The 24,606-nt window shown below is 57.6% G+C and carries 28 protein-coding genes; 12 read left to right on the top strand and 16 right to left on the bottom strand.

Annotated features, from left to right (window positions below):
• The first annotated feature begins 90 nt into the window (after positions 1-90).
• Positions 91-960 (top strand): CPBP family intramembrane glutamic endopeptidase, encoded by an 870-nt coding sequence (locus JYB84_RS13640; RefSeq protein ID WP_207320582.1) that lies wholly within the window; start codon positions 91-93, stop codon positions 958-960.
• A 47-nt stretch (positions 961-1,007) separates the two neighbouring features.
• On the opposite strand, the gene JYB84_RS13635 is transcribed toward JYB84_RS13640, so the two are convergent.
• Entirely contained in the window at positions 1,008-1,925 is a 918-nt protein-coding gene (locus tag JYB84_RS13635; RefSeq protein ID WP_207320581.1) for a LysR family transcriptional regulator, read from the bottom strand.
• 107 nt (positions 1,926-2,032) lie between these two features.
• On the opposite strand from JYB84_RS13635, the gene gstA reads away from it, so the two are divergent.
• Together gstA and JYB84_RS13625 are read left to right on the top strand one after the other, a co-directional pair.
• The gene (gstA, locus tag JYB84_RS13630) at positions 2,033-2,638 is read left to right on the top strand and encodes a glutathione transferase GstA (protein ID WP_207320580.1); all 606 of its coding nucleotides are present in this window, start codon (positions 2,033-2,035) and stop codon (positions 2,636-2,638) included.
• Positions 2,635-3,720 (top strand): NAD(P)H-dependent flavin oxidoreductase, encoded by a 1,086-nt coding sequence (locus JYB84_RS13625; protein ID WP_207320579.1) that lies wholly within the window; start codon positions 2,635-2,637, stop codon positions 3,718-3,720. Before gstA ends, JYB84_RS13625 begins: the two co-directional genes overlap by 4 nt.
• A 62-nt stretch (positions 3,721-3,782) precedes the next feature.
• Here the strand turns inward: JYB84_RS13625 and JYB84_RS13620 are convergent, their stop codons facing one another.
• The 7 genes from JYB84_RS13620 to JYB84_RS13590 form a co-directional block, all read right to left on the bottom strand.
• Positions 3,783-4,916 carry a membrane dipeptidase gene (locus tag JYB84_RS13620; protein ID WP_207320578.1) on the bottom strand — a complete coding sequence of 378 codons (1,134 nt, stop codon included), beginning with the start codon at positions 4,914-4,916 and terminating at the stop codon, positions 3,783-3,785.
• Positions 4,913-5,371: a SufE family protein gene (locus JYB84_RS13615; RefSeq protein ID WP_207320577.1), complete on the bottom strand. Its 459-nt coding sequence runs from the start codon at positions 5,369-5,371 to the stop codon at positions 4,913-4,915. The genes JYB84_RS13620 and JYB84_RS13615 overlap by 4 nt, the downstream gene beginning before the upstream one ends.
• A 26-nt stretch (positions 5,372-5,397) precedes the next feature.
• Positions 5,398-6,609: a cysteine desulfurase gene (locus tag JYB84_RS13610; RefSeq protein WP_207320576.1), complete on the bottom strand. Its 1,212-nt coding sequence runs from the start codon at positions 6,607-6,609 to the stop codon at positions 5,398-5,400.
• 138 nt (positions 6,610-6,747) lie between these two features.
• Positions 6,748-7,788, bottom strand: coding sequence for an NADP(H)-dependent aldo-keto reductase (locus JYB84_RS13605; protein ID WP_207320575.1), 1,041 nt, complete (start codon positions 7,786-7,788; stop codon positions 6,748-6,750).
• 103 nt (positions 7,789-7,891) lie between these two features.
• A complete protein-coding gene (locus JYB84_RS13600) occupies positions 7,892-8,830 on the bottom strand; it encodes a bifunctional helix-turn-helix transcriptional regulator/GNAT family N-acetyltransferase (protein WP_207320574.1) in 939 nt (312 codons plus the stop codon).
• 54 nt (positions 8,831-8,884) lie between these two features.
• Positions 8,885-9,436, bottom strand: a complete 552-nt coding sequence (gene yjjX, locus JYB84_RS13595) for an inosine/xanthosine triphosphatase (RefSeq protein ID WP_207323234.1) — start codon at positions 9,434-9,436, stop codon at positions 8,885-8,887.
• Between the two features lie 36 nt (positions 9,437-9,472).
• Positions 9,473-9,928 carry a GNAT family N-acetyltransferase gene (locus tag JYB84_RS13590; RefSeq protein WP_207320573.1) on the bottom strand — a complete coding sequence of 152 codons (456 nt, stop codon included), beginning with the start codon at positions 9,926-9,928 and terminating at the stop codon, positions 9,473-9,475.
• A gap of 307 nt (positions 9,929-10,235) precedes the next feature.
• On the opposite strand from JYB84_RS13590, the gene JYB84_RS13585 reads away from it, so the two are divergent.
• Positions 10,236-10,418 (top strand): hypothetical protein, encoded by a 183-nt coding sequence (locus JYB84_RS13585; RefSeq protein WP_207320572.1) that lies wholly within the window; start codon positions 10,236-10,238, stop codon positions 10,416-10,418.
• An 88-nt stretch (positions 10,419-10,506) separates the two neighbouring features.
• On the opposite strand, the gene JYB84_RS13580 is transcribed toward JYB84_RS13585, so the two are convergent.
• Positions 10,507-10,917 carry an META domain-containing protein gene (locus tag JYB84_RS13580; protein ID WP_207320571.1) on the bottom strand — a complete coding sequence of 137 codons (411 nt, stop codon included), beginning with the start codon at positions 10,915-10,917 and terminating at the stop codon, positions 10,507-10,509.
• A gap of 68 nt (positions 10,918-10,985) precedes the next feature.
• Here JYB84_RS13580 and JYB84_RS13575 point away from each other — a divergent pair, with 68 nt between their 5' ends.
• Positions 10,986-11,204 (top strand): hypothetical protein, encoded by a 219-nt coding sequence (locus JYB84_RS13575; RefSeq protein ID WP_207320570.1) that lies wholly within the window; start codon positions 10,986-10,988, stop codon positions 11,202-11,204.
• A 5-nt stretch (positions 11,205-11,209) separates the two neighbouring features.
• On the opposite strand, the gene JYB84_RS13570 is transcribed toward JYB84_RS13575, so the two are convergent.
• Together JYB84_RS13570 and JYB84_RS13565 are read right to left on the bottom strand one after the other, a co-directional pair.
• Positions 11,210-12,103, bottom strand: coding sequence for a GGDEF domain-containing protein (locus tag JYB84_RS13570; RefSeq protein WP_207320569.1), 894 nt, complete (start codon positions 12,101-12,103; stop codon positions 11,210-11,212).
• A gap of 105 nt (positions 12,104-12,208) precedes the next feature.
• A complete protein-coding gene (locus JYB84_RS13565; RefSeq protein ID WP_207320568.1) occupies positions 12,209-13,189 on the bottom strand; it encodes a GGDEF domain-containing protein in 981 nt (326 codons plus the stop codon).
• A 124-nt stretch (positions 13,190-13,313) separates the two neighbouring features.
• Between JYB84_RS13565 and JYB84_RS13560 the strand changes: the two genes are divergently transcribed.
• Together JYB84_RS13560 and JYB84_RS13555 are read left to right on the top strand one after the other, a co-directional pair.
• On the top strand, positions 13,314-13,859 hold the full coding sequence (locus tag JYB84_RS13560) for a GNAT family N-acetyltransferase (protein WP_228290778.1): 546 nt from the start codon (positions 13,314-13,316) through the stop codon (positions 13,857-13,859).
• The gene (locus JYB84_RS13555; RefSeq protein ID WP_207320567.1) at positions 13,856-14,191 is read left to right on the top strand and encodes a hypothetical protein; all 336 of its coding nucleotides are present in this window, start codon (positions 13,856-13,858) and stop codon (positions 14,189-14,191) included. The genes JYB84_RS13560 and JYB84_RS13555 overlap by 4 nt, the downstream gene beginning before the upstream one ends.
• 73 nt (positions 14,192-14,264) lie before the next feature.
• Here the strand turns inward: JYB84_RS13555 and metK are convergent, their stop codons facing one another.
• Positions 14,265-15,416, bottom strand: coding sequence for a methionine adenosyltransferase (gene metK / locus JYB84_RS13550; RefSeq protein ID WP_207320566.1), 1,152 nt, complete (start codon positions 15,414-15,416; stop codon positions 14,265-14,267).
• A 343-nt stretch (positions 15,417-15,759) separates the two neighbouring features.
• On the opposite strand from metK, the gene tkt reads away from it, so the two are divergent.
• The 5 genes from tkt (at position 15,760) to JYB84_RS13525 (ending at position 22,040) form a co-directional block, all read left to right on the top strand.
• Positions 15,760-17,754, top strand: a complete 1,995-nt coding sequence (gene tkt, locus JYB84_RS13545) for a transketolase (protein WP_207320565.1) — start codon at positions 15,760-15,762, stop codon at positions 17,752-17,754.
• 115 nt (positions 17,755-17,869) lie between these two features.
• A complete protein-coding gene (gene epd, locus JYB84_RS13540; RefSeq protein WP_207320564.1) occupies positions 17,870-18,904 on the top strand; it encodes an erythrose-4-phosphate dehydrogenase in 1,035 nt (344 codons plus the stop codon).
• A 79-nt stretch (positions 18,905-18,983) separates the two neighbouring features.
• A complete protein-coding gene (locus tag JYB84_RS13535) occupies positions 18,984-20,159 on the top strand; it encodes a phosphoglycerate kinase (protein ID WP_207320563.1) in 1,176 nt (391 codons plus the stop codon).
• A 144-nt stretch (positions 20,160-20,303) separates the two neighbouring features.
• A complete protein-coding gene (gene fba / locus JYB84_RS13530) occupies positions 20,304-21,371 on the top strand; it encodes a class II fructose-bisphosphate aldolase (protein WP_207320562.1) in 1,068 nt (355 codons plus the stop codon).
• 189 nt (positions 21,372-21,560) lie between these two features.
• Positions 21,561-22,040: a YbaK/EbsC family protein gene (locus JYB84_RS13525; RefSeq protein WP_207320561.1), complete on the top strand. Its 480-nt coding sequence runs from the start codon at positions 21,561-21,563 to the stop codon at positions 22,038-22,040.
• 4 nt (positions 22,041-22,044) lie between these two features.
• Here the strand turns inward: JYB84_RS13525 and JYB84_RS13520 are convergent, their stop codons facing one another.
• From JYB84_RS13520 to JYB84_RS13505, 4 genes are all read right to left on the bottom strand, one after another.
• Positions 22,045-22,557, bottom strand: coding sequence for a hypothetical protein (locus JYB84_RS13520; RefSeq protein WP_207320560.1), 513 nt, complete (start codon positions 22,555-22,557; stop codon positions 22,045-22,047).
• Positions 22,558-22,565: 8 nt separating this feature from the next.
• A complete protein-coding gene (locus JYB84_RS13515; protein ID WP_207323232.1) occupies positions 22,566-23,342 on the bottom strand; it encodes a cytochrome c3 family protein in 777 nt (258 codons plus the stop codon).
• Entirely contained in the window at positions 23,335-23,901 is a 567-nt protein-coding gene (locus JYB84_RS13510) for a hypothetical protein (protein ID WP_207320559.1), read from the bottom strand. The genes JYB84_RS13515 and JYB84_RS13510 overlap by 8 nt, the downstream gene beginning before the upstream one ends.
• A 185-nt stretch (positions 23,902-24,086) precedes the next feature.
• Positions 24,087-24,473, bottom strand: coding sequence for a DUF3718 domain-containing protein (locus JYB84_RS13505; RefSeq protein ID WP_207320558.1), 387 nt, complete (start codon positions 24,471-24,473; stop codon positions 24,087-24,089).
• Positions 24,474-24,606: the final 133 nt, after the last annotated feature.

Raw genomic sequence — 24,606 nt, 5'->3', positions numbered from 1 at the left:
GGATTTTTACAATTGCCATTCCCGTTCCCCCTCGTCAGTATAAATGGCTTAAGTTATTGTGATTTTGACATATATCTATCGGAGCTATGCATGATGCAGGGACGGAAAATTAGACAGGTATTGCTTAAGTTGCTGGTGGCCGCAGTGATCATGGTCGGTGTGGTCGGCTTGTTCCGCTGGGGCCTGCTGCCCCTGACCCAGTGGGCCTTGGCGTTGGATGAGGCAACTATTTCCACTGTGCGCCGCGTCGGGATCCTGTTGTCAGTGGTTTTGGCCTACTGGGTCTATGTTCGCTTCTATGAAAAACGTCCCATGCCGGAGCTGATCCCAGCGCCCCTGGGCATCACCACGGGCGCCCTGTCCGGGGCTGCCATGATAGCCCTGGCTTCATTACCTCTGTTTGCCTTCGGTGTCTATGAAATCAATGCCGTCCGAGGCCTGGACGCTGGGCTGCTGGGTGTTGCCGGGGTGATATTGGTGGCGGCCACCATGGAGGAATTGGTTTTTCGTGGCCTGATATTCCAGACCTTGGAGCGGGCCTGGGGCACTGTGCCGGCACTCTGGCTGCAGTCGTTGCTGTTTTCCGTGCTGCACATTGCCAACCTGGACAGCAACATGGGTGTCCCTGAGCTGGTGATGACTGTCATTTCCGGTACCTTGATTGGCGCCTTCTGGACCGTGCTGTTTGTGAAAACCCGCAACCTGTGGGTGGTGGCCGCCAACCACGCTGCCTGGAATTTTGCCGTGGTGCTGACAGGTTTGCCGCTGTCGGGACTGGACGACTGGCGCGCGCTGGCGCCGTTGGAGAGCCAATATCACGGCCCCAACTGGCTCAGCGGTGGCCTGGTGGGACCGGAAGACTCCATAGTGACTGTGCTTATGGTCGCCGCCGCGCTCGCATTGCTACTGCTGTGGGCACGCCGGGACAAACGTTTTCTGGCGGCGCAGGTGGCGGCGTAAAAACACCTGTGGGCCAATAGGGATTGCCGGGTATGCAGATAAGGCGATCAGTTGAAGCTGCCCGCCACCTGCTCCATCAGGAAGTCGATAAACACCCGGGTGCGCAGCGGCAGATGGGTGTTGCGCGGATACAGCAATGACATGGGCCGACCGGCGCCGGCGAATCCGGGCAAGACCTCCAGCAAGTTTCCACAAGCCAGATCGTCCTCCACCAGAAAGCGATAGGTCTGCAACAGCCCCGCGCCGTGGCGGGCGAGGGTGACACAGCCGAGCAAATCGTCAGTAATGCTGATGCTGCCACGGGTGGCGATTTCCACTTCCTTGCCGCCCTGGACAAAGCGCCAGGGCACGGGTTGGCCGCTGCTCGGCAGCAAAAACTGGATGCAATCATGGCCGGCGAGATCGGCCGGCGACTCGGGTATGCCGCAGCGCTCAAGGTAACCCGGAGCGGCCACCACTACCAAAGTGCCTATGCCCAGTGGCCGGGCAATGAGTTCCGACTCCGGTGGGGTACGCACCCGGATGGCGAGATCGAAGCCGTCGGCGATGAAGTCCACGTTGCGATTGCTGAGCTGCACCTCCAGTTGCACCTCGGGGTAGCGTGCCTGGAATAGCGGCAGAGACGGCAGCACCCGCAGTTGCCCCAGGGGCGTAGGTATGCTGATGCGCACAGTGCCCGACGGGGTCTGTTGTTCACCGGCCAGTTCGCGCTCGGCCTCCCCCAGTTGCGCCAATGCCAGGCGGCAGTGGTGGTAATAACGCTGGCCGGCATCGGTCAGGCTGAACCGGCGCGTGGTGCGGGCAAACAGCTTGGCGCCCAGATGCTGCTCCAGACGGGCGATGGCGCGGCTGACCGCAGGTGGGGTCAGGCCGGCCTTGACCGCCGCGGCGCTGAAACTGCCGCTTTGCACACACAGGCAAAACAGCTCTATGGTTCCCAGGGTGACTTCACCAAACTGCCGCACTATTTGTTACCTTGTGTAATTTATAAAGTGATTTGTAGCGCATTTATTAATAGTTGTGAACTAAATATTCTGCTCTCCAGTGATCCCAACCCAACTGGAGAATGAAAATGAAACTGTATTTTTCCCCCGGCACCTGCTCGCTGGCCCCCCATATAGTGATGCGTGAAGCCGGTTTGGCATTTGACCTGGAGCAGGTGGATCTCAACACCCGCATGACAGCGGGCGGCGAGGATTACCTGCAGATCCACGGCCGTGGTCAGGTGCCCCTGTTGCAACTGGATAACGGTGAGCACCTGAGCGAAGGCCCGGTCATCGCCCGCTTTATCGCCGAGTTGGCCAAGGCCCATGCCCTGGTGCCCCCTGCCGGCAGCCCGCGCCGCTACCGGGTTGACGAGTGGCAAAACTTTATTGGCACCGAGCTGCACAAGGGCTACAGCCCGTTGTTCAACGGCGATCTGGACACCAATGCCAAGTCTGTGTTGCGCGGTGTGCTGCGCAAAAAGTACGAGTGGCTCAATCGCCAGCTGGCCAAGGGCCAATACCTGACCGGGGATGATTTCAGCGCCGCCGACGCTTACCTGTTTGTGGTGACACGCTGGAGTCAGTATGTGGATCTGGACCTGTCCGATCTCGGTGAACTGCAGGCCTTTATGGCCCGGGTGGCCCAGCGTCCGGCAGTGCAGGCGGCACTGAGTGCCGAGGGGCTGGCATGATGGGGCGCTGGACTCATACCAAGGTAACCGAACGGCTGCGAACTGCCCTGCCGATAGTGCAGGGGCCCTTTGGCGGCGGTCTGTCCAGCGTGGCGCTGGCTTCGGCCGTCTCTAATGCCGGCGGGCTCGGCTCCTTCGGCTGCCATCACCTTGGGGCTGAGGGCATAGCCGAGGTGGCGGCAGCCATCCGCGCCAACACCCGAGGTCCCTTTGCCCTCAATCTGTGGCTGCCATTCGATGGCAGCGACGGCCCCAAGATCACAGCCGGGGAATATCGGGAGGTGGTTGACTCCCTGGCCCCCTTCTTCGATGAACTCGGGGTCACGGCGCCGCCGCTGTCCGCTTACTCGGTACCGGACTTTAACGAGCAGATAGAAGCCCTGCTTGCGGCCAGGCCAGCGGTGTTCAGTTTCGTCTACGGGATCCCGGATGCCGCTATCCTGGCCCGTTGCCGTGAACTGGACATAGTCACACTCGGGGCCGCCACCACGGTTGAAGAAGCAATGGCGCTGGAGCGTGCCGGGGTCGACATGGTGGTGGCCAGCGGTTTCGAGGCCGGTGGTCACAGGGTCGCCTTCCTGGCGCCGCCGGAGGACAACCTGATGGGCACCTTCTCGCTGGTGCCCCAGATTGTCGATGCCCTGTCGATACCCGTCATCGCCGCCGGGGGTATTGCCGATGGTCGCGGTATCGCCGCCGCCATGACACTCGGCGCCGATGGGGTGCAGATAGGCACGGCCTTCCTCGCCTGCGCCGAATCCGGTACCACGGATCTGCACCGTGACAAGCTGTTCAGCGAGGACGCCAGGCACACTGGGCTGACCCGGGTGTTCAGTGGTCGCCTGGCCCGCGGGATCCGCAACCGCCTGATGGAAGAGGCACCGCATCTGAGCCTGGCCCCTTATCCGGTGCAGAACTGGTTGATGGGCCAGCTGAAGCGCGCCGCCATTGAGGCGGCCCGCCCCGAGCTGATGTCGCTGTGGTCGGGACAGTCTGCGCCGCTGCTCAGGCACAAAAGGGCCGCTGAGCTGATAGACTCCCTGGTGACCGAAACAGAGGCGGCGCTGGCGGGTTTTGCATAACAGGCAAAACACAGAAACACCAAGGCCCGCGATTGCGGGCCTTGTTTTAAACCTTCAACTTGTCAGCGCAGCACAGATTTCAGCACCCGCTGCCAGTTGCCGCCGACTATCTTGTCGGCCTCGGCGGCCTTGAAACCGGCGCTCTTGAGGGCATCATAAATACGCGCCATGCGCTCTATGTGGTTGAGTTCGGGGATCACCACATGCACCGGCTCATGGTCAAAACCGAGCACCTTCTTGGCCCGCAGGCTGTACCACCAGTCGAGGTATTCCTTGACCCCTTCGGCGTTGTCATTGTTGAGTTTGAGCAGGTTTTCCTGACCCCGCAGCGGATAGTCGTTGGCTATGGCCACGGCATCCAGGCCACCCACCTTGGCCACATGTTTGAGCTGGGCCAGATAATGGTCCGTGGTCGGTACGGGATCATTGGTGAGCCAAAAACTCATCATGAAAATCCCGAATACGCCGCCGCTGTCGGCAATGGCGCGGATCACGCTGTCCGGTGAGCAGCGGGCGTGTGGCACTATGGCACGCACGGCGCCGTGGCTCTGAACCACGCTCTGGCGTGATGCCTTGACCGCATCCAGGGCGGTTTGCTCGCTGGAGTGGCTCACATCCAGCAAGATGTTTTTATCATTGAGCCTGTCCACCAGGGCATAACCCTTGGGCGTCAGTGGCAGGTTAAGACTGCCCTTGGCGTCCGAATCCAGGGCGCCACCGGCAAAGCTGTTGCCGTAGTGGTGGGTCAGTTGCAGCACCCGCAGGCCCAGGGTGTGGAATTCATCCACCTGGGTCAGGGAATCCTCGACGCAATCGGCCCCCTGGATTTGGAAAAACACCGCCGTCTTGCCGCTGCCTCGGACCTTGTCTATGTCGCTGCCCGACAGTCCCTGAATGAGCGACGGCTCGGCCAACACCTTGGCCCTGGCCTCCGTGATGGACTGGATACAGGCCTTGTAGGTGCGTTTGTAGTTGACCGTGCCATCCGGCTGCTCAATGGATTCGATAGCAGAAATATCGCACAGGAAGGCGTCCAGTCCCGAGGCCTTCACATCGGCCATCTCGGTGGGCAGGAACGACAGACCGTCGATAAACAGCGGCTTGTGGGGGACGGCCTTGGCTTGCAGGCCTGACAGGGGGGCCAGCAGGGCGCCTGCGCCCAGGCCCTTGAGTACTTGTCTGCGTACTGGATTCATGGGGTTTCCTTGGCTAGGGTTTGCATCCGTTGCACCAGGGCATAGAGGCCATTGGTGCGTGAGGGGCTGAGCTGATTGCCCAGTCCCAGGCTATCGAAGTATTGAATGGCATCGAATTGGGCTATCTCGCTGCCGCTGTGGCCATTGAGGGCCGCCAGCAACAGGGCTATCAGGCCCTTGACTATGCGGGCATCGCTGTCGGCGAGGAAATAGTGTTTCCCTTCCTGATGGTAATGCCAAAGCCAGGCGGCACTCTCGCAACCCCTGACCCTGGTGTCTTCAGTTTGCCAGATCTGTCCGAAGTCGGGCAGCAACTTGCCGGCCTGCATCAGCTGGCGGTATTTCTCCTGCCAGTTGGGGGCGGCGGCAACGGAGGCTGCCAGGGCGTGCAGCGCATCCAGGCTGTGCTCATAACCGGCTATGAAGTGTTCGGCCCGCGGGGCGACATTTGTCATTACAACCTCTTTCATTGCAGCATCATTCATTGCAGCATGTCGGCACAGGCCTTCATGGCCTGGATAAACTGATCTACGTCGGCCTTGTTGGAGTAGATCCCAAGGGAGGCCCGGCAGCAACCACGCACTCCCAGCAGAACCATCAGCGGCATGGCACAGTGATGGCCACAGCGCACCGCCACTCCCTGTTGATCGAGCAATATGCCTATGTCCTGATGGTGTTCATCGCCTAAGTTAAAGGCCACGGCGCCGATATTATCCGAATGGGCGCCGTACAGGCGGACGCCGGGTATGGCAGCCAGCTCCCGCTGCAAATAGCGCAGCAGTTCCGTTTCATGGCGTGCCATGGCCGCGCGATCCAATCCCTGCAGAAATTCAATGGCGGCCCCCAGACCTATGACCTCGGCAATCGGTGGGGTGCCGGCTTCCAGGCGATTGGGCAGCTCGCCAAACTCGGTCTGTTCGAAACTGACGGTTTTGATCATTTCACCGCCGGTCAGCAGCGGTTCCAGGCCAGCGAGCAAATCATAGCGGCCCCAGAGCACACCGACGCCGGTGGGACCGTACATCTTGTGGCCTGAGAAGGCATAAAAATCACAGCCAAGTTCCGCCATGTTCACCGGCATATGGGCCACGGCCTGGGCCCCGTCTACCAGGGTCAGGGCGCCGTGGGTGCGGGCCTCGGCGCACAGGGCCCGAATGTCATTGACAGTGCCGAGCGCATTGGACACCTGACTCAGGGCCACCAGTTTGGGCTTTTGTGCCAGCAGGGCACGAAAGGCCGCCCGGTCGAGACGCAATTTGGCATCCAGCCCTATGGGCAGTACCCTGGCCCCCGTGGCCTTGGCCAGCTGTTGCCAGGGCACCAGGTTGGCATGGTGGGCGGCGCTGTCGACCAGGATCAGATCCCCGGCGTTAAATTGACCGCGCAGGCCATGGGCCACCAGATTGATGGCCTCGGTGGTGCCGTGGGTAAAGATAATCTCTTCCCGGCGGGCGGCGCCGAGAAAGTTAACCAGGGCGTCACGCACGTCTTCGTAGGCGGAGGTAGCCTTTGATGACAGGGCGTGGGCCGCCCGGTGCACATTGGCGTTGTGGGTTCGGTAGAAGCTTCCCATGGCCTCCAGCACCTGTAGCGGCTTTTGACTGGTGGCGGCAGTGTCCAGATAGCACAGGGGGTAGTCGCCCAGCTGCTGTTGCAGTGCGGGAAATTGGGCGCGCAGAGACTCGTGATCCATGGTGTGTTCTATTGACTTGGGTTTATGGACCGATCTTCAAAGATTTGCCCTGTGAATGCAAGTGCCCGGCCAGGCCGGGCACTGTTCAAAAACCACTGGATGTTTTCCGGTGTTTGCTTATAAGCGTGGTTCGCCGCTTTATGGGCAGGGCAGGCGATAAATCTGCCCCAGGGCGTCAATGGCCGCCAGCACTTCGTCGCTCAGGGTCATCAGGTGGCTGTCGATGTTTTCCTCCAGCTGTTCCAGCGTGGTGGCGCCTATAATGTTGCTGCCAACGAAGCGGCGTGAACTGACAAAGGCCAGCGCCATCTGCGCCGGGCTCAGACCATGTTCCTCGGCCAGGGCAACATAGGCATCCGTGGCCTTGAGTGCCATCTCTGTGCTGTTGTAGCGGGCAAAACGCTTGAACAGGGTCAGGCGGGCACCCTCGGGCCAGCGGCCGCCACGGTACTTGCCGCTGAGCATGCCGAAGGCCAGCGGTGAATAGGCCAACAGCGGCAGCTCCTCACGGTGGCTGATTTCGCTCATGCCCACTTCAAAGCTGCGGTTGAGCAGGTTATAGGGATTTTGCACCGAGACGATTCGCGGCAGGCCGTGCTTGTCGGCCAGATGCAGGTATTTCATCAGGCCCCAGGGAGTCTCGTTGGATACCCCTATGTAGCGCACCTTGCCGGCGCGGATCACTTCGGCCAGGGCCTCCAGGGTTTCTATTATGGGGGTCTGCTGCTCGTGATCATCGGCATTGAACATCAGCTCGCCGAAAAAGTTCGTGTGCCGATCCGGCCAGTGCAGTTGGTACAGATCTATGGTCTCGACCCCCAGACGCTCCAGCGAGGCATCCACGGCCGCATGGATGTTGTTCCAATCCAGAGCCATGTTGGGGCGAATATAGTCGCTCTTGCCACCGGGGGCGGCAATCTTGGTGGCTATGATAAGTTCATCTCTGTTGCCGCGGGCCTTGAGGTAATTGCCTATGATGCGCTCGGTTTCACCTTGGGTTTCAGGCCTTGGGGGCACGGGGTACATTTCGGCGGCGTCGATAAAGTTGATGCCGCGGCCTATGGCGTAATCCATCTGGGCAAAGGCTTCGGCCTGGGTGTTTTGCTCACCCCAGGTCATGGTGCCCAGGCACAGGGTGCTGACCTCTAAACTGGAGTGGGGGATGCGTCTGTATTCCATGGGGACTCCGTTGCCATTGCATCTTTGATTTCGAAGCTATCAAGTTTTGCTGATAAAGCAAGGCACGCCGGGGGGCTCCGGCGTGCAAGCGCGTAAAAAAACGTCAGGATTTGAGTTGTTTAAGCATGGGCATCTCGCAGGCATCGTGACCCGTGTTGCCAAGGGGGCCCGGCAGATGCTCAAAACCTATGGATTCGTACAGCTTAACCGCCTCGGACAGCACCGCCGTGGTCTCCAGATAGCAGGCCCGGTATCCGGCTTCAACGGCAAAGGCCAGGGCATGATTGGCCAGGCGCCGCGCCAGCCCCTTGCCGCGAATTTGCGGCATAAAGTACATCTTCTGCAGCTCGCACACGCCGGGCTCATTGGCCAGCGGCGCTATGCCACCGCCGCCCAGCACCTCGCCATCCAGATTTATCACCCAATAACAGGCACCTTCGCCACCGTAAACCTGACTTAAACAGTCCAGGGTCGGATCGGCCACGCCATAGCCCTTGTCGGCGGTCAGGCCGTATTCGGCTGACACGGCGCGGATCACCGCGGCGATGGCGGCATCGTCACCGGCCTGCAGGGGACGGATTTCGAAGCCCTCCTGGGCCTTGGCCTGCAAAATAGCGCGATGGAACCTGTCCAGTGATTGGGCTATCTGCTGCGACTCTTCCCGGCTCAACTGGGCCAGCACCTGGTGATACAGGGTATCCTGTTGTTGGTCGAGTTTTTCCAACATGGTGCGGCCCCTGGGGGTCAGCTGAACCTGCAGACTGCGGCTGTCCCTGTGATTAACCCGGGTCTGCACCAGGCGCTTTTCCGTCAGCTTGCTGACGGCACGGCTGGCATTGGACTTGTCAATGTTTAGCAGCTGCGCCAGTTGCTTGATGGATAACTCCTGCTGCCCCAGCTCAATCAGAGCATGGGCCTGCACCGGTGATAATGGCAGGGCACCGCAGGCGGAACTCAGTATGCCCAGCTGGCGTACCACCAGACGGGACAGGCCGCGGATCCGGCGGGCCAGGGAAGGAGAGGTAAAGGCTGAATTATCCATGGCGTATCCAATGATAGTTGCGAAATACAACTAAATTAGCCGCCATGGTTCAGTTTAGCAAGTGCTCAATTCATACAACTCGGGGTGCAGCATGGGCGCCAGTGCCAGGATCAGTGCCTGGGTGTAGCTGCTGCCGCGGGTGGCGGCATTGGCCGTTAGCAGGCCTATGGCACCGCCCGCGTGCTTGACGTTGACGGTATTGAACAGGGCATCCATCACATGCCCAAGCTCTTGCCCTTGTTGCAAGGCATGGTAAACCCGCGGCGGCAGCGGCAACTGGGCGCTGCGACCGACACTGAGCCTGCCCTGATGCACTATGGCCACATAGGCGAAGGTGGCAGGACCATCTTCAAAGCAATCCACCCCGCCTTCCATGGCGATGAAGTAGTCGGCACCGCCCTGGCTTTCGCAGAAGCGGGCGCGGTTGATGGCACCAAGACGGGTGTCTTCCCGGGTCATGGGTTGATCGGCCACCCCGGAAGGCGAGGACATACCCCGGCACAGGATCTCGCAGTCTTTGAACACGGCGCCAAAGGCTTCCCGCGCGGCGGCTATCTTGACCGGGTTGGTGGAACCCACCAAGAGGGATATTGAAGCTTGCATGATTATTCCAATTGAGTCAGTGATATATGTGCGCAACGCTCACTTGGCTTGCAGCTTTTCTTCATACATCAGGTAGTAACTTTTGCCCATGCCCAGCGCTTCATAGGTGTGCTGGGCCTTGGTATTTTCCTGCTCTACATAGAGACGGAAGCTGGCGGCGCCGCCATTGGCTTCGGCCAGATCCTTTACCGCCTGATACAGCTGGCGATAGATGCCCTGACGACGATTTTGCGGACGGATGTACACGCTTTGGATCCAGTAGTAATCCTTGGCACGCCAGTCGCTCCACTCGAAGGTGACCATCAGGGAGCCTAGGATCTCACCTTCGGCCTCGGCCACCAGATAAAAGCCCTTGGCGGGAGTATTGAGTAAGGTGGCCACTCCCTGCTCCAGGATGGCGCTGTCCAGCTGCAGGCCTTCTGTTTCATGGGCCATGGCCTGATTGAATGCCACCAGGGCCGCCAGATCTTTCGCTTCGCCTTTACGTATCAGCATGGATTTTTCCTCTTCTAGTTCTTGTGCTGCGGTGCTTGCACTTTAGGGTTTGTGCTGTGGGCGCTTACTCTACCACCCCGTTTGCGAAGTGCCAGTGCCAAAATGTAATCAGATTATCGGACTACGACTTTAGTCGAGTGTGGCTACACTAAAATGAGGTCAGGCAGAACAAGTGGGGACGATCGTGGGCAGATCCAAAACCAAAGTGAGGCGACCACGTCCGGGGATTTATAGTGCACAATCCGGACTTGGGCGGGGGCGCAAGGCACGCGGATACGTATGCCACCCGCTGCATTTTCTACTGACCTTGCTGACACTCGGCGCCTGGGCTCCCGTGTGGTGGTACCTGATTGTCAGGGCCGAGGGACGCAGCTGGTTGAGCGGCTTTGATGACGACTATTGGAGTTATCTAATGGAGCGGGAAATGCCACCGGCGGCATTGCATCCATTGCATATAGACGATGAGCCCAGGGGCTGGTTTGACGCTTAGTCTGGCATTTCGCAGCCAAGATGGACAGCAAAACCGGTGGCGCTGTGCAGCTTGCCAGCGGCTGCAGCAAGGCCCCCTATTTGATAGCCTAACGGCGGCTCAACACCAGTTGCTTGTGACCGCGCTCGTCGAGCAAGATGAGCTTGCCCTGGGTAAAGCGCAACCGGCTTATCCGGGTCAGTACCTGCATAATCCTTTGCTCCTGCTGCATCAGGGCATCGACACAGGCTTTTTTAGTGCTGCCGGCAGGGCTCAGGCGCAGCACAGAATCCTCGTGGACATAGTCGCCGAAGATGTTATTGCAACTGTTATTGCCGCTGAATTTATTGTCGGCGGCAAAAGTTAACTGGGCCGGGCTGTAGTCGATAAGGGGCTTGCCGGCGGCTTCTTCAATCTGCCAGGTACCGATAAGCTCAAAAGGAGGTGCTGCCTCAGGGGTGGACTGGCAGCCAACGAGCAGCATTAACAGGCTTGCACCGAGAGAAATCTGTTTTAACATGATGAACTTCCAACTGTAATGCCCCGGATGAATGGATTGCGGGGGCAGGGGATTATGTGGTCTGAGACATGAAAAGTGTATTAAAAGTTCTGAAAATTCTGCATTGGCTTGGACTGGGAATGCTGCTGGTGGCAGTGGGGCTGTATTTTTTTACCCCCAGTCAGCAGGGGCTGGCGGGCATAATGCTGATCTCTGTGCTGGCCGGATTGGGGTTGGTGCTGATGTCACCTTACCCTGTGGTGCTGTTTATTGAATGGGCCCGCAGCCAACCGCGGGCCCTCGACTGAAACCGCTATTGGGGATATAGCCGCTGCTTTTCCAACTGCAGTTTGGCATTGGCCTCGGCAATCATGGGATCCAGTTCGATATTGGCATCCGGGCTGAAAAAACTGTAGCCGGTGACGACCCGCAATGAAGGTTCTGTCTTGAGGAGTTGCTTCTTCATTCGGCTTTCAAGGCTTTGCAAATTGGCCTCGTTATCGACAAAGGCCAGGATAACCACCTGCTGATTGTCGAGTCTGGCGGCCAGGTCGGCTTCGCGCATATTTTCATGGACCACCCGCGCCAGTTTACGCAGCTGGGTCTGCTGCTCATCCATGCTCAGTGAACTTTGGCAGTTTTCCAGCAGCACTATGCCGGCATGGGAGCCGAGGCGGCGACTGAGATTCAATTGTCTTGGTGCCATCAGGCTAAAGCCATAGGGATTGAGCATGCAGGTGTGCTCATCCTGAAATGACAGCATCTCCAATTGTTGCATCAGGTACATGTGCTTGAGTTCAGCCTGGATCAGTGCCCGTACCGGTTCTGCCAATTTCAGACAGGTGTCGAGAATGGCCGGTTGCTGCTTGCAGGCTATGAGTATCTGACCAAAAGACTGGGTGTCGGGCCAGTGCAGGTCGAGGGCGATTAAGCCATCCTGCCAGGCTGGGTGCTCGCCGGGTTCTCCCTGTTTCATCGCCGTCAGCAATTCATCCCAAGGCAGGGTTTCGCCCGCAGTCCAACGTTCCTGCTGTTGCTTCACTGTGACTATGTGCGCCTGTTCATCCAGATGCTGCACTATCAGGCAGGTCTCAGCCTTAAACAATTGGCAAAGCAATTCAGTGTGTTGCTGCCAACGGCTCAGGCTGATGGCGGGGTGTGATTGGCTGGTGAGCCAGGTGTCTCTCAGGTGTAAAGTTGCCGACATGGAAGTCCTGCTTATCGTTATTCTTGTTCGGCCCAAGCATAACGGATTGCGAATGTAAAAAAAATGTCATTATTTTGTTGGATCAAAGGGCAACACCCGAAAAGCTCAATCACCGGCTTCCTCATCGTCACTGGTATTGGCCAATTCGGCTTGGCGACGCCGGTGTGACTGCAAGTCCTCCCGGGCCATGGCCAGCATGGGGGCCAGCTTTGCGGTGGAGTCCGGGGTGAAGTAACGGAATGAGTAGTCCAAACCCACATTGTCACTTTGTTGCTTCAATTGGCGATCGACTCTATTGACTATGTGCATCAAATCCCGCTCGGCATCGACAAAGGCCAGCACCACAAACTCCGACGGGCTGAAATGGGCGGCAATATCGGCGGTGCGTATGGTGCTTTGCACTATGTTGCCCAGCAGGCGGTTGTTCTTTTCGATTTCTTCATGGGTGGCGCCATCATTGCCCAGCAGTTCGAAAAACAGTATCCCGGCATGGGCCCCGAAACGGCGTCCCAGATTGAGTTGCCGTGGTGCCATCATGATAAAACCGTAATGATTGAGCATGCCGGTGTCCCGATCGCGCATCGACAGGGATTCAATGCGGTGACTCTGACACAGCAGTGCCAGATCCTGTTGCAGCAGGATTTGGAACGGCTCCAGCATCAGGCCGTTCAGGCCGGCATTTTCCATCGGATGATGATTGAGTATGCACATGCAGCCGAACAGGGTGCCGTCGGGCCACAGCAGGGGACGACTCAGCAGGCCCAGGCAACCGTCGAATTCCTTGGGCAGTTCTTCCTTGCTGTAGCGGCTGAGGTTGAGTGACAGACCGTCGGGCGGTGAACTAATCAAGGCATCGAACAGGCTGAATTCCTTGCCAAATACCTGGCCCGAGGTGAATTTGGGGACCCGGGCGATGGCGCTGACCAACACCTCGTAACCCAGCTTGGTTTTTTGCATGACAAATACATAGTCGGCCTGGTAATAGCGCTTAACCAGCTCACACTGGTGCATCCAGCGCACCAGGTTAACCTGAGGGGCATCGCTCTCAAGCAGGCTGACATCCGGGTTGACTGTGTCGGGCAACATAAAAGCTTCCGGTTTGGGGCTGCGGTCTGTGGTAAAGTGTGGGTGCAGTAAGGCGAATTCGCAACTCTACCGCCCTAATGCAGTGATAAATCAGCCTTTGCTTCTTTGACTATCCGGAGTCCTTGTGCCGCAGATCCGCACCGCTACCGCCACCGACATCAGCCAAATCGCCCAGCTGGAACAGCTGCACCTTGCCGATGAACTGAGTTCAGACCGTGGAAATCTCCAGGGGGAGGGCTTTGATATCCGGGCCCTGACCGAACTTGCCACCAAGCAGCAACTGCTGGTGGCTATCGAAGGTGAGGAGATCCTGGGCTATGTGATGGCGGCGGACTGGCGCTTTTACGGAAACAGGCACATCTATGGTGCCATTGGCAAACAATTGCAACGTTTGGGCGGTTTTGAACGCAGCTGCCAATATGGACCCATCTGGGTCAGTCCGGCGGCTCGTGGCACTGGGGTATTCCAACTTCTGGAGGATGCTCTCTGGCCCAGGTTGGCCGAGCGCTTCAGCCATGCTGTGACCTTTATCGCCGAGGACAATGAGCGTTCCTTTGCAGCGCACACCGGCAAGGCCGGGATGCAGGTGCTGGATCTGTTTGGCTTTGAAGGGCGGGATTTTTACCTGCTGGCGCGAAGCCTGAATTCAAGTAATGAGAGCAGGTCATGAGCGCTGAATTATTACCCCTGGCGCTGCAACCTTGGGCCGGGCTGAGATTGAGCCCCTTTGACAACCTGAGGTTCTGTTTCTCGACCCTGTACCATCAGGGCATAGAGTGCCGGGCTTTTGAGGCCAAGGCCTCTGATGGCAAGCGTCATTACTTGCTTGAGGGGGACGACTGGTTGCTTGATTGTGGTGTGGTGACACGCACCAGCGCCGAACTGGTGCCACTGGTATCCGATGAGGGCTGGAGTGAACTTGAATCCCTGGCCCTGGTGCCGGTGGCGGAAAGCCAGTTGGCCTTTTTAACCATCCAGCATGCCCATTTCGATCATCTCTGATCCCGGGCAAAGGCCTGTTTGAACCAGCCAATAAAAAACCGCCCTGAGGCGGTTTTTTTGTGCTTGGCGGACCTTAGAGGCCGGCGTCGGCACGCAGGGCTTCTGCCTTGTCTGTCTGTTCCCAGGGGAACTCGTTACGGCCGAAGTGACCGTAGGCGGCAGTGGCCTGGTAGATTGGACGAGCCAGATTCAGCATTTCGGTCAGGCCATAAGGACGCAGATCGAAGTGACGGCGAACCAGCTGGATCAGCTTGTCTTCGTCGAGTCTGGAAGTACCGAAAGTCTCCAGGCTGATGGAGGTTGGTTCGGCTACACCGATGGCGTAGGACACCTGCAGTTCGCAGCGCTCGGCCAGACCGGCGGCAACAATGTTCTTGGCCACGTAGCGGGCGGCGTATGCGGCTGAGCGGTCAACCTTGGACGGATCCTTGCCCGAGAAGGCGCCACCACCGTGACGGGCCATGCCGCCGTAGGTGTCCACAATGATCTTGCGACCGGTCAGACCGCAGTCACCCATAGGACCACCGATAACGAAACGACCGGTTGGGTTGATAAAGAACTTGGTGTCCTTGTTCAGCCACTGGGCAGGCAGTACCGGTTTGATGATGGTTTCCATCACGCCTTCGATCAAATCGGCCTGGGATACGCTGTCGCAATGCTGGGTAGACAGTACCACGGCGTCGATGCCGACAATCTTGCCCTGGTCATAGGCGAAGGTCACCTGGGACTTGGCATCGGGACGCAGCCAGGACAGGGTTCCGTCCTTGCGCACTTCTGATTGACGCTTCACCAGTGCGTGGGCGTAGGTGATGGGCGCAGGCATCAGCACATCGGTTTCATTGCTGGCATAGCCGAACATCAGACCCTGGTCACCTGCACCCTGTTCTTTGGGATCGGCGCGATCAACACCCTGGTTGATGTCGGGGGATTGCTTGCCTATGGCATTGAGCACGGCGCAGGAGTCGGCATCGAAACCCATGTCTGAATGGGTGTAGCCGATTTCGCGCACTGTTTTGCGGGTCAGTTCTTCAATGTCGACCCAGGCAGAGGTGGTGACTTCGCCACCCACAAGTACCATGCCGGTCTTGACATAGGTTTCACAGGCCACGCGGGCCTTGGGGTCCTGGGCCAGAATGGCGTCCAGTACCGCGTCGGAAATCTGATCCGCAATTTTATCGGGATGACCTTCTGAGACCGACTCAGAGGTAAACAAGTGTTTTGCCATGTTAGGAAAATCTCGTCGTTTAACGTAAAAACGTGTAGCAGCATCTACATCTAGACGGCCATTTTAGTTGAAATCGGGGCCGCGATCACCCGCTTTGTGCAAAATTTCCGTCATATTGTGACCATCCGCCGGACAATCACGGCTTTGGCGCTATTTTCACCGCCCATTGGCGCAGAATTGTAAACTGAGTGTTCCAGTCTGAAATCAGCCTTGAACGCCTGGAAAAAGGGTCGGGATTCCAGGCCCTTGGGCTGGGGCCAATTTAAATTTGCGCCCTGTCCGCAGTTAAGGGAAAATATGCCACCCAATTGCCCTTAAAGCCTCAAAACCAGCAGGAGAGAGCATGTCTTCCCGTAAAGAACTCGCTAACGCCATCCGTGCCCTGAGCATGGACGCAGTGCAGAAAGCCAATTCCGGTCACCCAGGTGCCCCCATGGGGATGGCCGATATTGCCGAAGTCCTTTGGCGCGATCATCTGAAACACAACCCCACCAATCCACAGTGGGCCGACCGCGACCGTTTTGTGCTCTCCAATGGCCATGGTTCCATGCTGCACTATTCACTGCTGCATCTGGCCGGTTACGATCTGGGCATCGAAGATCTCAAGCAGTTCCGTCAGCTGCACTCCCGTACCCCGGGCCACCCTGAATACGGTTATGCCCCCGGCATTGAAACCACCACAGGTCCCCTAGGTCAGGGCATCACCAACGCCGTGGGTATGGCCATTGCCGAGAAGACCCTGGCGGCCCAATTCAACCGCGACGGTCACGACATAGTCGACCACTTCACCTATGTGTTCATGGGCGACGGTTGTCTGATGGAAGGTATCTCCCACGAGGCCTGTTCCCTGGCCGGCACTTTGGGTCTGGGCAAACTGATCGCCTTCTGGGATGACAACGGCATTTCCATCGACGGTCACGTGGAAGGCTGGTTCACCGATGACACTGTCAAGCGTTTCGAGTCCTATGGCTGGCACGTGGTTGCCGGTGTTGACGGTCACGATGCTGGCGCCATCAATGCAGCCATCGAGGCGGCCAAGGCCGATCCCCGTCCATCGCTCATCTGCTGCAAGACCATTATCGGTTACGGCTCTCCCAACAAGTCAGGTTCACACGACTGCCACGGCGCACCACTGGGCGATGCCGAAATCGCTGCTGCCCGTGAGTTCCTGGGCTGGAAGCACGACCCATTTGTAATCCCTGCCGACATCTATGCCGCCTGGGATGCCAAGGAAGCGGGAACAGCCGCCGAGAAAAACTGGGATGCCAAGTTCGCGGCCTACGCTGCCGCCTACCCAGAGCTGGCTGCCGAGTTTGAGCGCCGTATCAAGGGCGAACTGCCGGCCAACTTCCAAATCGAAGCTCAGGCCTATATCGAGAAGCTGCAGGCCACTCCTGCCAATATCGCTTCCCGTAAAGCGTCACAAAACGCCCTGGAAGCCTTCGGTGCCATGCTGCCGGAATTCCTGGGTGGCAGTGCCGACCTGGCGCCATCCAACCTGACCATGTACTCGGCTTCCAAGTCCATCACGGCTGATGATGCCAGCGGCAACTACCTGCACTACGGTGTGCGTGAGTTCGGTATGACCGCCATCATCAACGGTATCGCCCTGCACGGTGGTTTTGTGCCCTACGGCGCAACCTTCCTGATGTTCATGGAGTACGCCCGCAACGCCATGCGTATGGCGGCGCTGATGAAGGTGCAAAATATTCAGGTTTACACCCACGACTCCATCGGTCTGGGTGAAGACGGCCCAACCCACCAGCCGGTGGAGCAAATGGCGTCCCTGCGTATGACCCCCAATATGAGCACCTGGCGTCCCTGCGATCAGGTGGAGTCTGCCGTGGCCTGGAAATATGCCATCGAGCGTAAAGACGGCCCGACTTCGCTGATTTTCTCCCGCCAGAACCTGGCACAAATGCCACGTACTGCCGAGCAGCTGGCCAACGTCAACAAGGGCGCTTACGTGCTGGTTGACAGCGCTGCGGCTCCCGAGCTCATCATCATAGCCACAGGCTCCGAAGTGGAATTGGCGGTGAAGGCCCAGGCCGAACTGACTGCCAAGGGCAAGCAGGTGCGCGTGGTATCCATGCCCTGTACCGATCTGTTCGACAAGCAGGATGCGGCCTACAAGGAAGCGGTTCTGCCGGCCAGCGTCACAAAACGCATCGCCGTGGAAGCCGGTATTGCCGATTACTGGTATAAGTATGTGGGCCTGAACGGTCGCATTATCGGCATGACCACCTTCGGTGAGTCTGCGCCGGCCAACCAGTTGTTCGAAATGTTCGGCTTTACCACTGCCAAGGTGGTTGCCGCCGCAGAAGAACTGCTGGCGTAAGCGTCAAGGGGGCAGGAAGCCCGCTTCCTGCCCACAATCCCGGGTGAGTTCAGGCTCATCCGGGTTTTGTCTATCTGCCTCCTGTGTGGGCTGAATTGAGGATTGTTGGCTGGGTATGATCAGAGTTGCGATCAATGGTTATGGCCGAATCGGCCGCTCGGTGTTGCGTGCCCTGTATGAGTCGGGCAAGCGGCAACAGTTCCAAATTGTCGCCATCAATGAACTGGCCAAACCCGAAGCCATTGTGCACCTGACCAACTATGACACCACCCACGGCCGTTTTCAGACCCGGGCCCAGCTCGATAAAGATGCTGCAACGGGGGAGTCCTGGATGGCCCTCGGTGATGACTCGATACAGCTGCTCTGTGAAGAGGATGCCGCCAAACTGCCCTGGGGCGAGCTTGGCATAGACCTGGTGTTTGAAGCCACCGGCGCCTTGATTGAGCGCAGTGCCTGTGAGGCCCACCTTATTGCCGGCGCCAAAAAGGTGCTTATAAGCCATCCCTCTTCCGCCGATGTGGACGCCACCATAGTCTATGGCGTCAATGAAACCAGCCTCAAAGCCACAGATACCATAGTGTCCGCCGCCTCCTGCACCACCAACTGTCTGGTGCCGGTTATTGATGTGCTCGACCGCCATTTCGGCGTCAAGAGCGGTGCCATCACCACCATACATTCGGCCATGAACGATCAGCAGGTGATTGACGCCTACCATGACGACCTGCGCCGCACCCGCGCCGCCAGTCAGTCCATTATCCCGGTCGACACCAAGCTGGCCCGTGGCATAGAGCGCATTCTGCCGCACATGAAAGACAAGTTTGAGGCCATTTCGGTACGGGTGCCGACCATCAATGTCACCGCCATCGACCTGTCCGTGACCCTGGAGCAGCGGGTGGATATCGCCATGATCAATGACGCCCTGTCACACGCCGCAGGCGGCAGTGCCAGCGGCATTCTGGGCTATACTGATGAGCCCCTGGTGTCCTGCGATTTCAACCACGATCCCCGCTCCAGCATAGTGGATGGCACCCAGACCCGGGTCAGCGCCGGTCATCTGGTGAAGCTGCTGCTCTGGTGTGACAACGAATGGGGCTTTGCCAACCGCATGCTGGACACGGCTCTGGCGATGGCTGGCATAAAAGCGCAATAGAAATAAGAGATTATATCCGGGTGGCAGGGAGCCGCCCGTCGATGACAGAATTGTTTTTTGATTAAAAAGGAAAGATGAAATGGCAATTATCAAGATGTCAGACCTGGATCTTAATGGCAAGCGCGTGCTTATTCGTGAAGATCTGAACGTACCCGTGGCCGACGGTGTGGTCACCAGTGATGCCCGTCTGCGCGCATCCCTGCCCACTATCAAGCTGGCGCTGGAAAAAGGCGCCGCCGTGATGGTGATGTCGCACCTGGGCCGCCCCACCGAGGGTGAGTTCAACGAGGAGTTCTCCATGAAGCCCGTGGTGAACTACCTGGCCGCCGCCCTGGATTGCCCGGTGCGTCTGGTCAGCGACTACCTCGAGGGTGTCGAGGTGGCCGTGGGTGAAGTGGTGGTGTTCGAGAACGTCCGCTTCAACAAGGGTGAGAAGAAAAACGACGAGGCACTGTCGAAGAAGATGGCGGCCCTGTGCGACGTGTATGTGATGGATGCCTTTGGTACAGCACATCGCGCCGAAGCCTCCACCAATGGCGTCGGCCTGCACGCCCCCATCGCTTGCGCCGGTCCGCTGCTGGCGGCCGAGCTCGATGCCCTGGGCAAGGCGCTCGACAATCCCGCCCGTCCTCTGGTGGCCATTGTCGGTGGCTCCAAGGTGTCTACCAAGCTGACCGTGCTGGAGTCCCTGTCCGGCATAGTGGATCAGCTGGTGGTGGGTGGCGGTATTGCCAACACCTTTATTGCCGCTGCCGGCAATCAGGTGGGCAAGTCCCTGTATGAAGCTGATTTGATCGACGAAGCCAAGCGTCTGGTAGCCAATGCCCAAAGCCGTGGTGGCGACATTCCCGTGCCGACCGATGTGGTGGTGGGCAAGGAGTTCAGCCCAACGGCCGTGGCTACCCTGAAAGATGTGAGCGAAGTGGCCGCCGATGACATGATCTTCGACATCGGCCCAGACAGCGCCGAGGCTCTGGCTGCCATCCTCAAGAACGCCGGTACCATAGTTTGGAACGGCCCTGTTGGCGTGTTCGAGTTCGACCAGTTCGGTGAAGGCACCAAGCGCATCGCCCAGGCGATCGCCGAGTCTCCCGCCTTCTCCATCGCCGGTGGTGGTGACACCCTGGCCGCCGTGGACAAGTACGGTATCGCCGACAAGGTGTCCTACATTTCCACCGGTGGCGGCGCTTTCCTCGAGTTCCTCGAAGGCAAGGAGCTGCCGGCCGTGGCCATGCTCAAGGCCCGTGGCAACTGAGCCGCAGCGATAAAGCATTTATAAAAAATTATTAAAAAAACCGCCTCCCGGCCCGACCGGGAGGCATAAAAATCAGTCCAAACGATAGCGACCTCGGTGACCTACTTCTCAGCAAAGTGGATCACCCTATTAATGGAGTAAAAAATGGCCCTTATTTCCCTACGTCAATTGCTGGACCACGCCGCCGAGCATGGTTACGGTGTGCCCGCGTTCAACGTTAACAACCTGGAGCAGATGCGTGCCATCATGCAGGCCGCCGAAGCCACCGACAGCCCTGTGATCCTGCAGGCCTCTGCCGGTGCCCGTAAGTATGCCCGCCCCGTGTTTCTCAAGTACCTGATGAATGCCGCCATTGAGCAGTATCCTGATATCCCTGTGTGTATCCACCAGGATCACGGTACCCACCCCGACGTGTGCCAACGTTCTATTCAACTGGGCATGAGCTCGGTAATGATGGACGGTTCCCTGATGGCCGATGGCAAGACCCCTGCTTCTTACGATTACAACGTCGATGTGACCCGCAAGACTGTGGCTTTCGCTCACGCCTGTGGTGTGTCTGTTGAAGGTGAAATCGGCTGTCTGGGCAGCCTGGAAACCGGTACTGCCGGCGAAGAAGACGGTATCGGCGCCGAAGGTGTCCTGAGCCATGACCAGCTGCTGACCACAGCCGAAGAAGCCGCCCGCTTTGTGGCCGACACCCATGTGGACGCCCTGGCCATCGCCATAGGTACCAGCCACGGTGCTTACAAGTTCAGCCGCAAGCCTACCGGTGATGTGCTGCGCATTGACCGCATCAAGGAAATCCACGCCCGCATTCCCAACACCCACCTGGTAATGCACGGTTCTTCTTCAGTGCCCCAGTACTGGCTGGAAATCATCAACCAGTACGGTGGTGACATTCCTGAGACCTACGGTGTGCCGCTGGAAGAAATCGTTGAAGGCATCAAGCATGGCGTGCGCAAGGTGAATATCGACACCGACCTGCGTCTGGCCTCTACCGGCGCGGTACGTAAGTTCCTGGCCGAGAACCCAAGTGAGTTCGACCCACGTAAGTTCCTCAAGGCCTCAATGGAAGCCATGGCTGACATCTGTACCGAGCGCTATGAAGCCTTCGGTTGCGCCGGTATGGCGTCCAAGATCAAGCCGCTGTCACTGCAAGCCATGTACAAGCGTTATCAGACAGGCGAATTGGATCCCAAGATCAACCGCTAATCGCTTGATTAAAAAAGCCCGCATATGCGGGCTTTTTTATTGGCTGAATTTTGTAATCCAATCGGGCCAGCATTCAAATCATGCGGCAATCATGCTTGCCAATCCTCGCCAAGGCCGTGTGTCACGGCGGCGGCCTGCCTCTGGCCATGGCTATACTTTAAGGGTTATCCAGGATAGCGGGGGTGTTTTATGAGCATGTCAGAGCGATTGACCCATTTCCTCAGTGACAGACATATCAAGTACGATCTGGTCAGGCACAGCCACAGCCAAAGCTCCCTGAGTTCAGCTGCAGCGGCCCAGGTGCCGGTGAAGCAGTTGGCCAAGGCCGTGATACTGGAAGATCATCAGGGCAGAAATCTCATGGCGGTATTACCGGCCATGAACAAGGTCAGCCTGAGCGTTTTGGGGGACAGCCTTAACCGCGGCTTGCATCTGGCCAAGGAAAAAGCCGTATACAACATTTTTGCCGATTGCGATCATGGCGCCGTGCCACCCGTGGGTGAACCCTACCATATGGATGCGGTATACGATGATTTGCTGCTGGAAGGGCGGGATGTGTACTTTGAAGCCGGTGACCACGAACATCTGGTGCATGTCAGCGGTAAGGAATTTGCCAAACTGGCGGCGGATGCCAAGCATTTGCGCTTCAGCCACGAGGTATTCCACTAACAGCTTAGCTGTCGCTTAACAGCTGGTTTAACTGCGCCTCGGCTTCAGGATCATCTTTCATGATCCTCTGGCTGAGGGCTTTTATTTGGCGCATTTTTTTTTCTTCCCGGCGTCGCCAGCCATCAAGATGCTGCAGTACTTCATGATCCGGAGCCGCAGGCAATTGGCTGGCTGATACATCCAGCCTGCCCATGCGGAACAGTCTTATTCTGAAGGCTGAAATGATGCGGCCGATATTCCTTCCCCACAGACCATTGGCTATCAGCAGTGCCACAAAGTTTATCCCTGACATAAACACCACGACCCAGACGAGCTCCAGCAACAGCAGTTGCAAAAAGCTGTCCTGCGCTGCCACATGGATGCTGAACATTCGCTCTTCTATCAGGGCAGAAAAGCGCCAGTAGAGATAGATCATGGCCAATATCACCATCAGAGACTCCAGCAGCACCAGGGCAGCCATCAATTTGCCTTGCAGTGAGGGATCAATAAATTTAATGCGGCGTTGATGTTGAGTCATGGTCCTTCCTATAGATCGTGGCAGCTGAAACAGAGTTGTGAGCCGTCGTTGCTGCTCACCAATTTGCCGTGGGTGTCACCATAGGCGATATGGCAGGAGACACAGCTGAGGCGACCCTGGGGCAAGGCAATATAGCTCGGCAGTAAGGACACGGGTCTATAGCCGCCACCCAGGCTGATCTGTTGATAGTCACTGCCCACGGGATGATTACTGCCACCACTGCTGTGGTTGATAACACCGGCTGCGTTGATGGAAACCGCCAGACTGCCCTGCTCATCGGCATGGCAGGTCATGCATTGGAAGGAAAAGTCGTCTATGGTGCCCGCTTCCACCAAGGTGGCCAGATCCGGCACCAAATGTCCCGATGATACCAAGGTAGTGCCACCGTCCGCCATGGCATCAAAAAAGGCGCTTTCATGGCAGCTTTGGCAATAATCCCGACCACGCAGGCTGGTGCGCATCAGGCCTGCGCGCTCATCATGGACACTGTGGCAGGTGCTGCAGGTCAATTCACCTTTCCAGTCCAGCGGAAAATTTTCCGGTAAGCCGCGGCCGGGACTAAAGCCGGTGGGATGACTGGCGGTCATCGCCTTGGGATGACAGTCCTTGCACAGTTTCTCCTGGCTGGCGAGCAGGCGGCTGGCGTTACTTGGGGTGATTTCCCCCTGTACCAGGTGGCAGCTGCGACAATCGTTGGCCATCAGATGTGGGGATTTGGCCGGCAGCAAACGCCAAGCCAGAATGGCCGTGGTCAGCAGCAGAATATATCCAAGGCGTCTAGTCATCCGTGATCACCTTTGATGCCAAGTGGTTCAGGGTGTGTTTACAACGTTGCAGTTCTGCGTCATCCAGATTCGCTCTGGCCCGTTGTAACGCCTCCACAGTATCCCTCAATTCGGCATAGTGCAGCTTGATCTGCAGCAGGGTTTCGTCCAGCAGCAGACATTCCTCCTGAAGGTAGTCATCACGGCGAATATGTAACAGCGGGGCGTCGCTGCCCATTTCCCGCAATTGCAGATCCTGGGTGAAACGATACAGAGGGCCCGCCAGCCTGAAACTGGAATAGAGGGTAATGAGCCAGGTGGTAGCGGCGGTCGCACCAAGCAGCCAGGTGCCGGCCAAAGCCATCATCCAGCCTAAATTGCGTTGGGTCAGGGCCAGCGCCTGTATGGATTTCTGGTAGTCCTGATGACTATCGTCGATGGCCAGTATCAATAGCAGCAGACTGGCCACGGATAGTGCTGCCACCACCAGACTGATACGGGCGACACGTTTAAAACGGCCAAGGGTTCTGGCGTATTGCTGAAAATCTGCGGGGAGATCGCCGGTGCCGGGCTGAGGCATGGAGTGGTCTCATGATTACATCAATGAAGCTGTAATGTTAAGACAGGGTTGTGGCAAGTCTCCAGTGGCCCGGTAGCAGGAGGGCTTGATAATGTTAACAGGATCACTCTTTATCCCGAATTGCCCAACTCAGGGCAGAAAAAAGCCCCAATCTTTTAGAGACCGGGGCTGCGTCTTTCGGAGCGCTATTGACCGGAAACCATCACATAGACAGTGCCGGATGTGTCTTTGGGGGCGTTGAACGAAATATCCTTGATGATGACTCTTTCATCATATAAATATTTATCTTGGGTCAGTGGTGCCAAATAAGCATAGGTTTTATCTGCACCGTACTTGTGGGCAAACTGAGCCAGACTGGCGCCATTGCATACCACGGTATTGGCGTTGTAGCGGGAAACTCCGTGATCTGAGCTCATTTGCATCATTAAGGCTATGCGGTTATTGCTGCCTGCTGCAATGCACATTTTGGTTTCAGGACTATTGTCTTGGCCAAAAAAGACGTAGTCGGCGGCCTGAACACCAGATGCCAAGCCTGCTGCAATCAGTGACGCTAATATAAGAGTGTTTTTCATAACCAGTTCCTTTTTGTATCAGTTAAAAGTTTTGTATCTAGCCAAACCAAAAATGAAACGTGGGAGAGGCGATGATTTAAGTTAAGGTCAACTCTTAAACGCTCGCCCGTCGCTGAAATCGCAGATTTGTAAC

The sequence above is a fragment of the Shewanella cyperi genome (assembly GCF_017354985.1).
GTDB lineage: Bacteria > Pseudomonadota > Gammaproteobacteria > Enterobacterales > Shewanellaceae > Shewanella > Shewanella cyperi.
Note: the sequence above shows the minus strand (reverse complement) of the source record. Positions and strands in the feature narration are given on the sequence as shown.

What these genes read in the sequence shown, in the direction of transcription:
- epd (WP_207320564.1), top strand. Translation starts at nt 17,870, where the DNA reads ATGATCAGAGTTGCGATCAATGGTTATGGCCGAATCGGCCGCTCGGTG.
- JYB84_RS13625 (WP_207320579.1), top strand. Translation starts at nt 2,635, where the DNA reads ATGATGGGGCGCTGGACTCATACCAAGGTAACCGAACGGCTGCGAACT.
- JYB84_RS13610 (WP_207320576.1), bottom strand. Translation starts at nt 6,609, where the DNA reads ATGGATCACGAGTCTCTGCGCGCCCAATTTCCCGCACTGCAACAGCAG.
- JYB84_RS13615 (WP_207320577.1), bottom strand. Translation starts at nt 5,371, where the DNA reads ATGACAAATGTCGCCCCGCGGGCCGAACACTTCATAGCCGGTTATGAG.
- JYB84_RS13570 (WP_207320569.1), bottom strand. Translation starts at nt 12,103, where the DNA reads ATGTCGGCAACTTTACACCTGAGAGACACCTGGCTCACCAGCCAATCA.
- JYB84_RS13505 (WP_207320558.1), bottom strand. Translation starts at nt 24,473, where the DNA reads ATGAAAAACACTCTTATATTAGCGTCACTGATTGCAGCAGGCTTGGCA.
- JYB84_RS13580 (WP_207320571.1), bottom strand. Translation starts at nt 10,917, where the DNA reads ATGTTAAAACAGATTTCTCTCGGTGCAAGCCTGTTAATGCTGCTCGTT.
- JYB84_RS13605 (WP_207320575.1), bottom strand. Translation starts at nt 7,788, where the DNA reads ATGGAATACAGACGCATCCCCCACTCCAGTTTAGAGGTCAGCACCCTG.
- JYB84_RS13590 (WP_207320573.1), bottom strand. Translation starts at nt 9,928, where the DNA reads ATGCTGATACGTAAAGGCGAAGCGAAAGATCTGGCGGCCCTGGTGGCA.
- tkt (WP_207320565.1), top strand. Translation starts at nt 15,760, where the DNA reads ATGTCTTCCCGTAAAGAACTCGCTAACGCCATCCGTGCCCTGAGCATG.
- JYB84_RS13620 (WP_207320578.1), bottom strand. Translation starts at nt 4,916, where the DNA reads ATGAATCCAGTACGCAGACAAGTACTCAAGGGCCTGGGCGCAGGCGCC.
- JYB84_RS13520 (WP_207320560.1), bottom strand. Translation starts at nt 22,557, where the DNA reads ATGACTCAACATCAACGCCGCATTAAATTTATTGATCCCTCACTGCAA.
- JYB84_RS13555 (WP_207320567.1), top strand. Translation starts at nt 13,856, where the DNA reads ATGAGCGCTGAATTATTACCCCTGGCGCTGCAACCTTGGGCCGGGCTG.
- JYB84_RS13565 (WP_207320568.1), bottom strand. Translation starts at nt 13,189, where the DNA reads ATGTTGCCCGACACAGTCAACCCGGATGTCAGCCTGCTTGAGAGCGAT.
- JYB84_RS13535 (WP_207320563.1), top strand. Translation starts at nt 18,984, where the DNA reads ATGGCAATTATCAAGATGTCAGACCTGGATCTTAATGGCAAGCGCGTG.
- JYB84_RS13510 (WP_207320559.1), bottom strand. Translation starts at nt 23,901, where the DNA reads ATGCCTCAGCCCGGCACCGGCGATCTCCCCGCAGATTTTCAGCAATAC.
- JYB84_RS13525 (WP_207320561.1), top strand. Translation starts at nt 21,561, where the DNA reads ATGAGCATGTCAGAGCGATTGACCCATTTCCTCAGTGACAGACATATC.
- JYB84_RS13575 (WP_207320570.1), top strand. Translation starts at nt 10,986, where the DNA reads ATGAAAAGTGTATTAAAAGTTCTGAAAATTCTGCATTGGCTTGGACTG.
- JYB84_RS13640 (WP_207320582.1), top strand. Translation starts at nt 91, where the DNA reads ATGATGCAGGGACGGAAAATTAGACAGGTATTGCTTAAGTTGCTGGTG.
- JYB84_RS13515 (WP_207323232.1), bottom strand. Translation starts at nt 23,342, where the DNA reads ATGACTAGACGCCTTGGATATATTCTGCTGCTGACCACGGCCATTCTG.
- metK (WP_207320566.1), bottom strand. Translation starts at nt 15,416, where the DNA reads ATGGCAAAACACTTGTTTACCTCTGAGTCGGTCTCAGAAGGTCATCCC.
- JYB84_RS13600 (WP_207320574.1), bottom strand. Translation starts at nt 8,830, where the DNA reads ATGGATAATTCAGCCTTTACCTCTCCTTCCCTGGCCCGCCGGATCCGC.
- gstA (WP_207320580.1), top strand. Translation starts at nt 2,033, where the DNA reads ATGAAACTGTATTTTTCCCCCGGCACCTGCTCGCTGGCCCCCCATATA.
- fba (WP_207320562.1), top strand. Translation starts at nt 20,304, where the DNA reads ATGGCCCTTATTTCCCTACGTCAATTGCTGGACCACGCCGCCGAGCAT.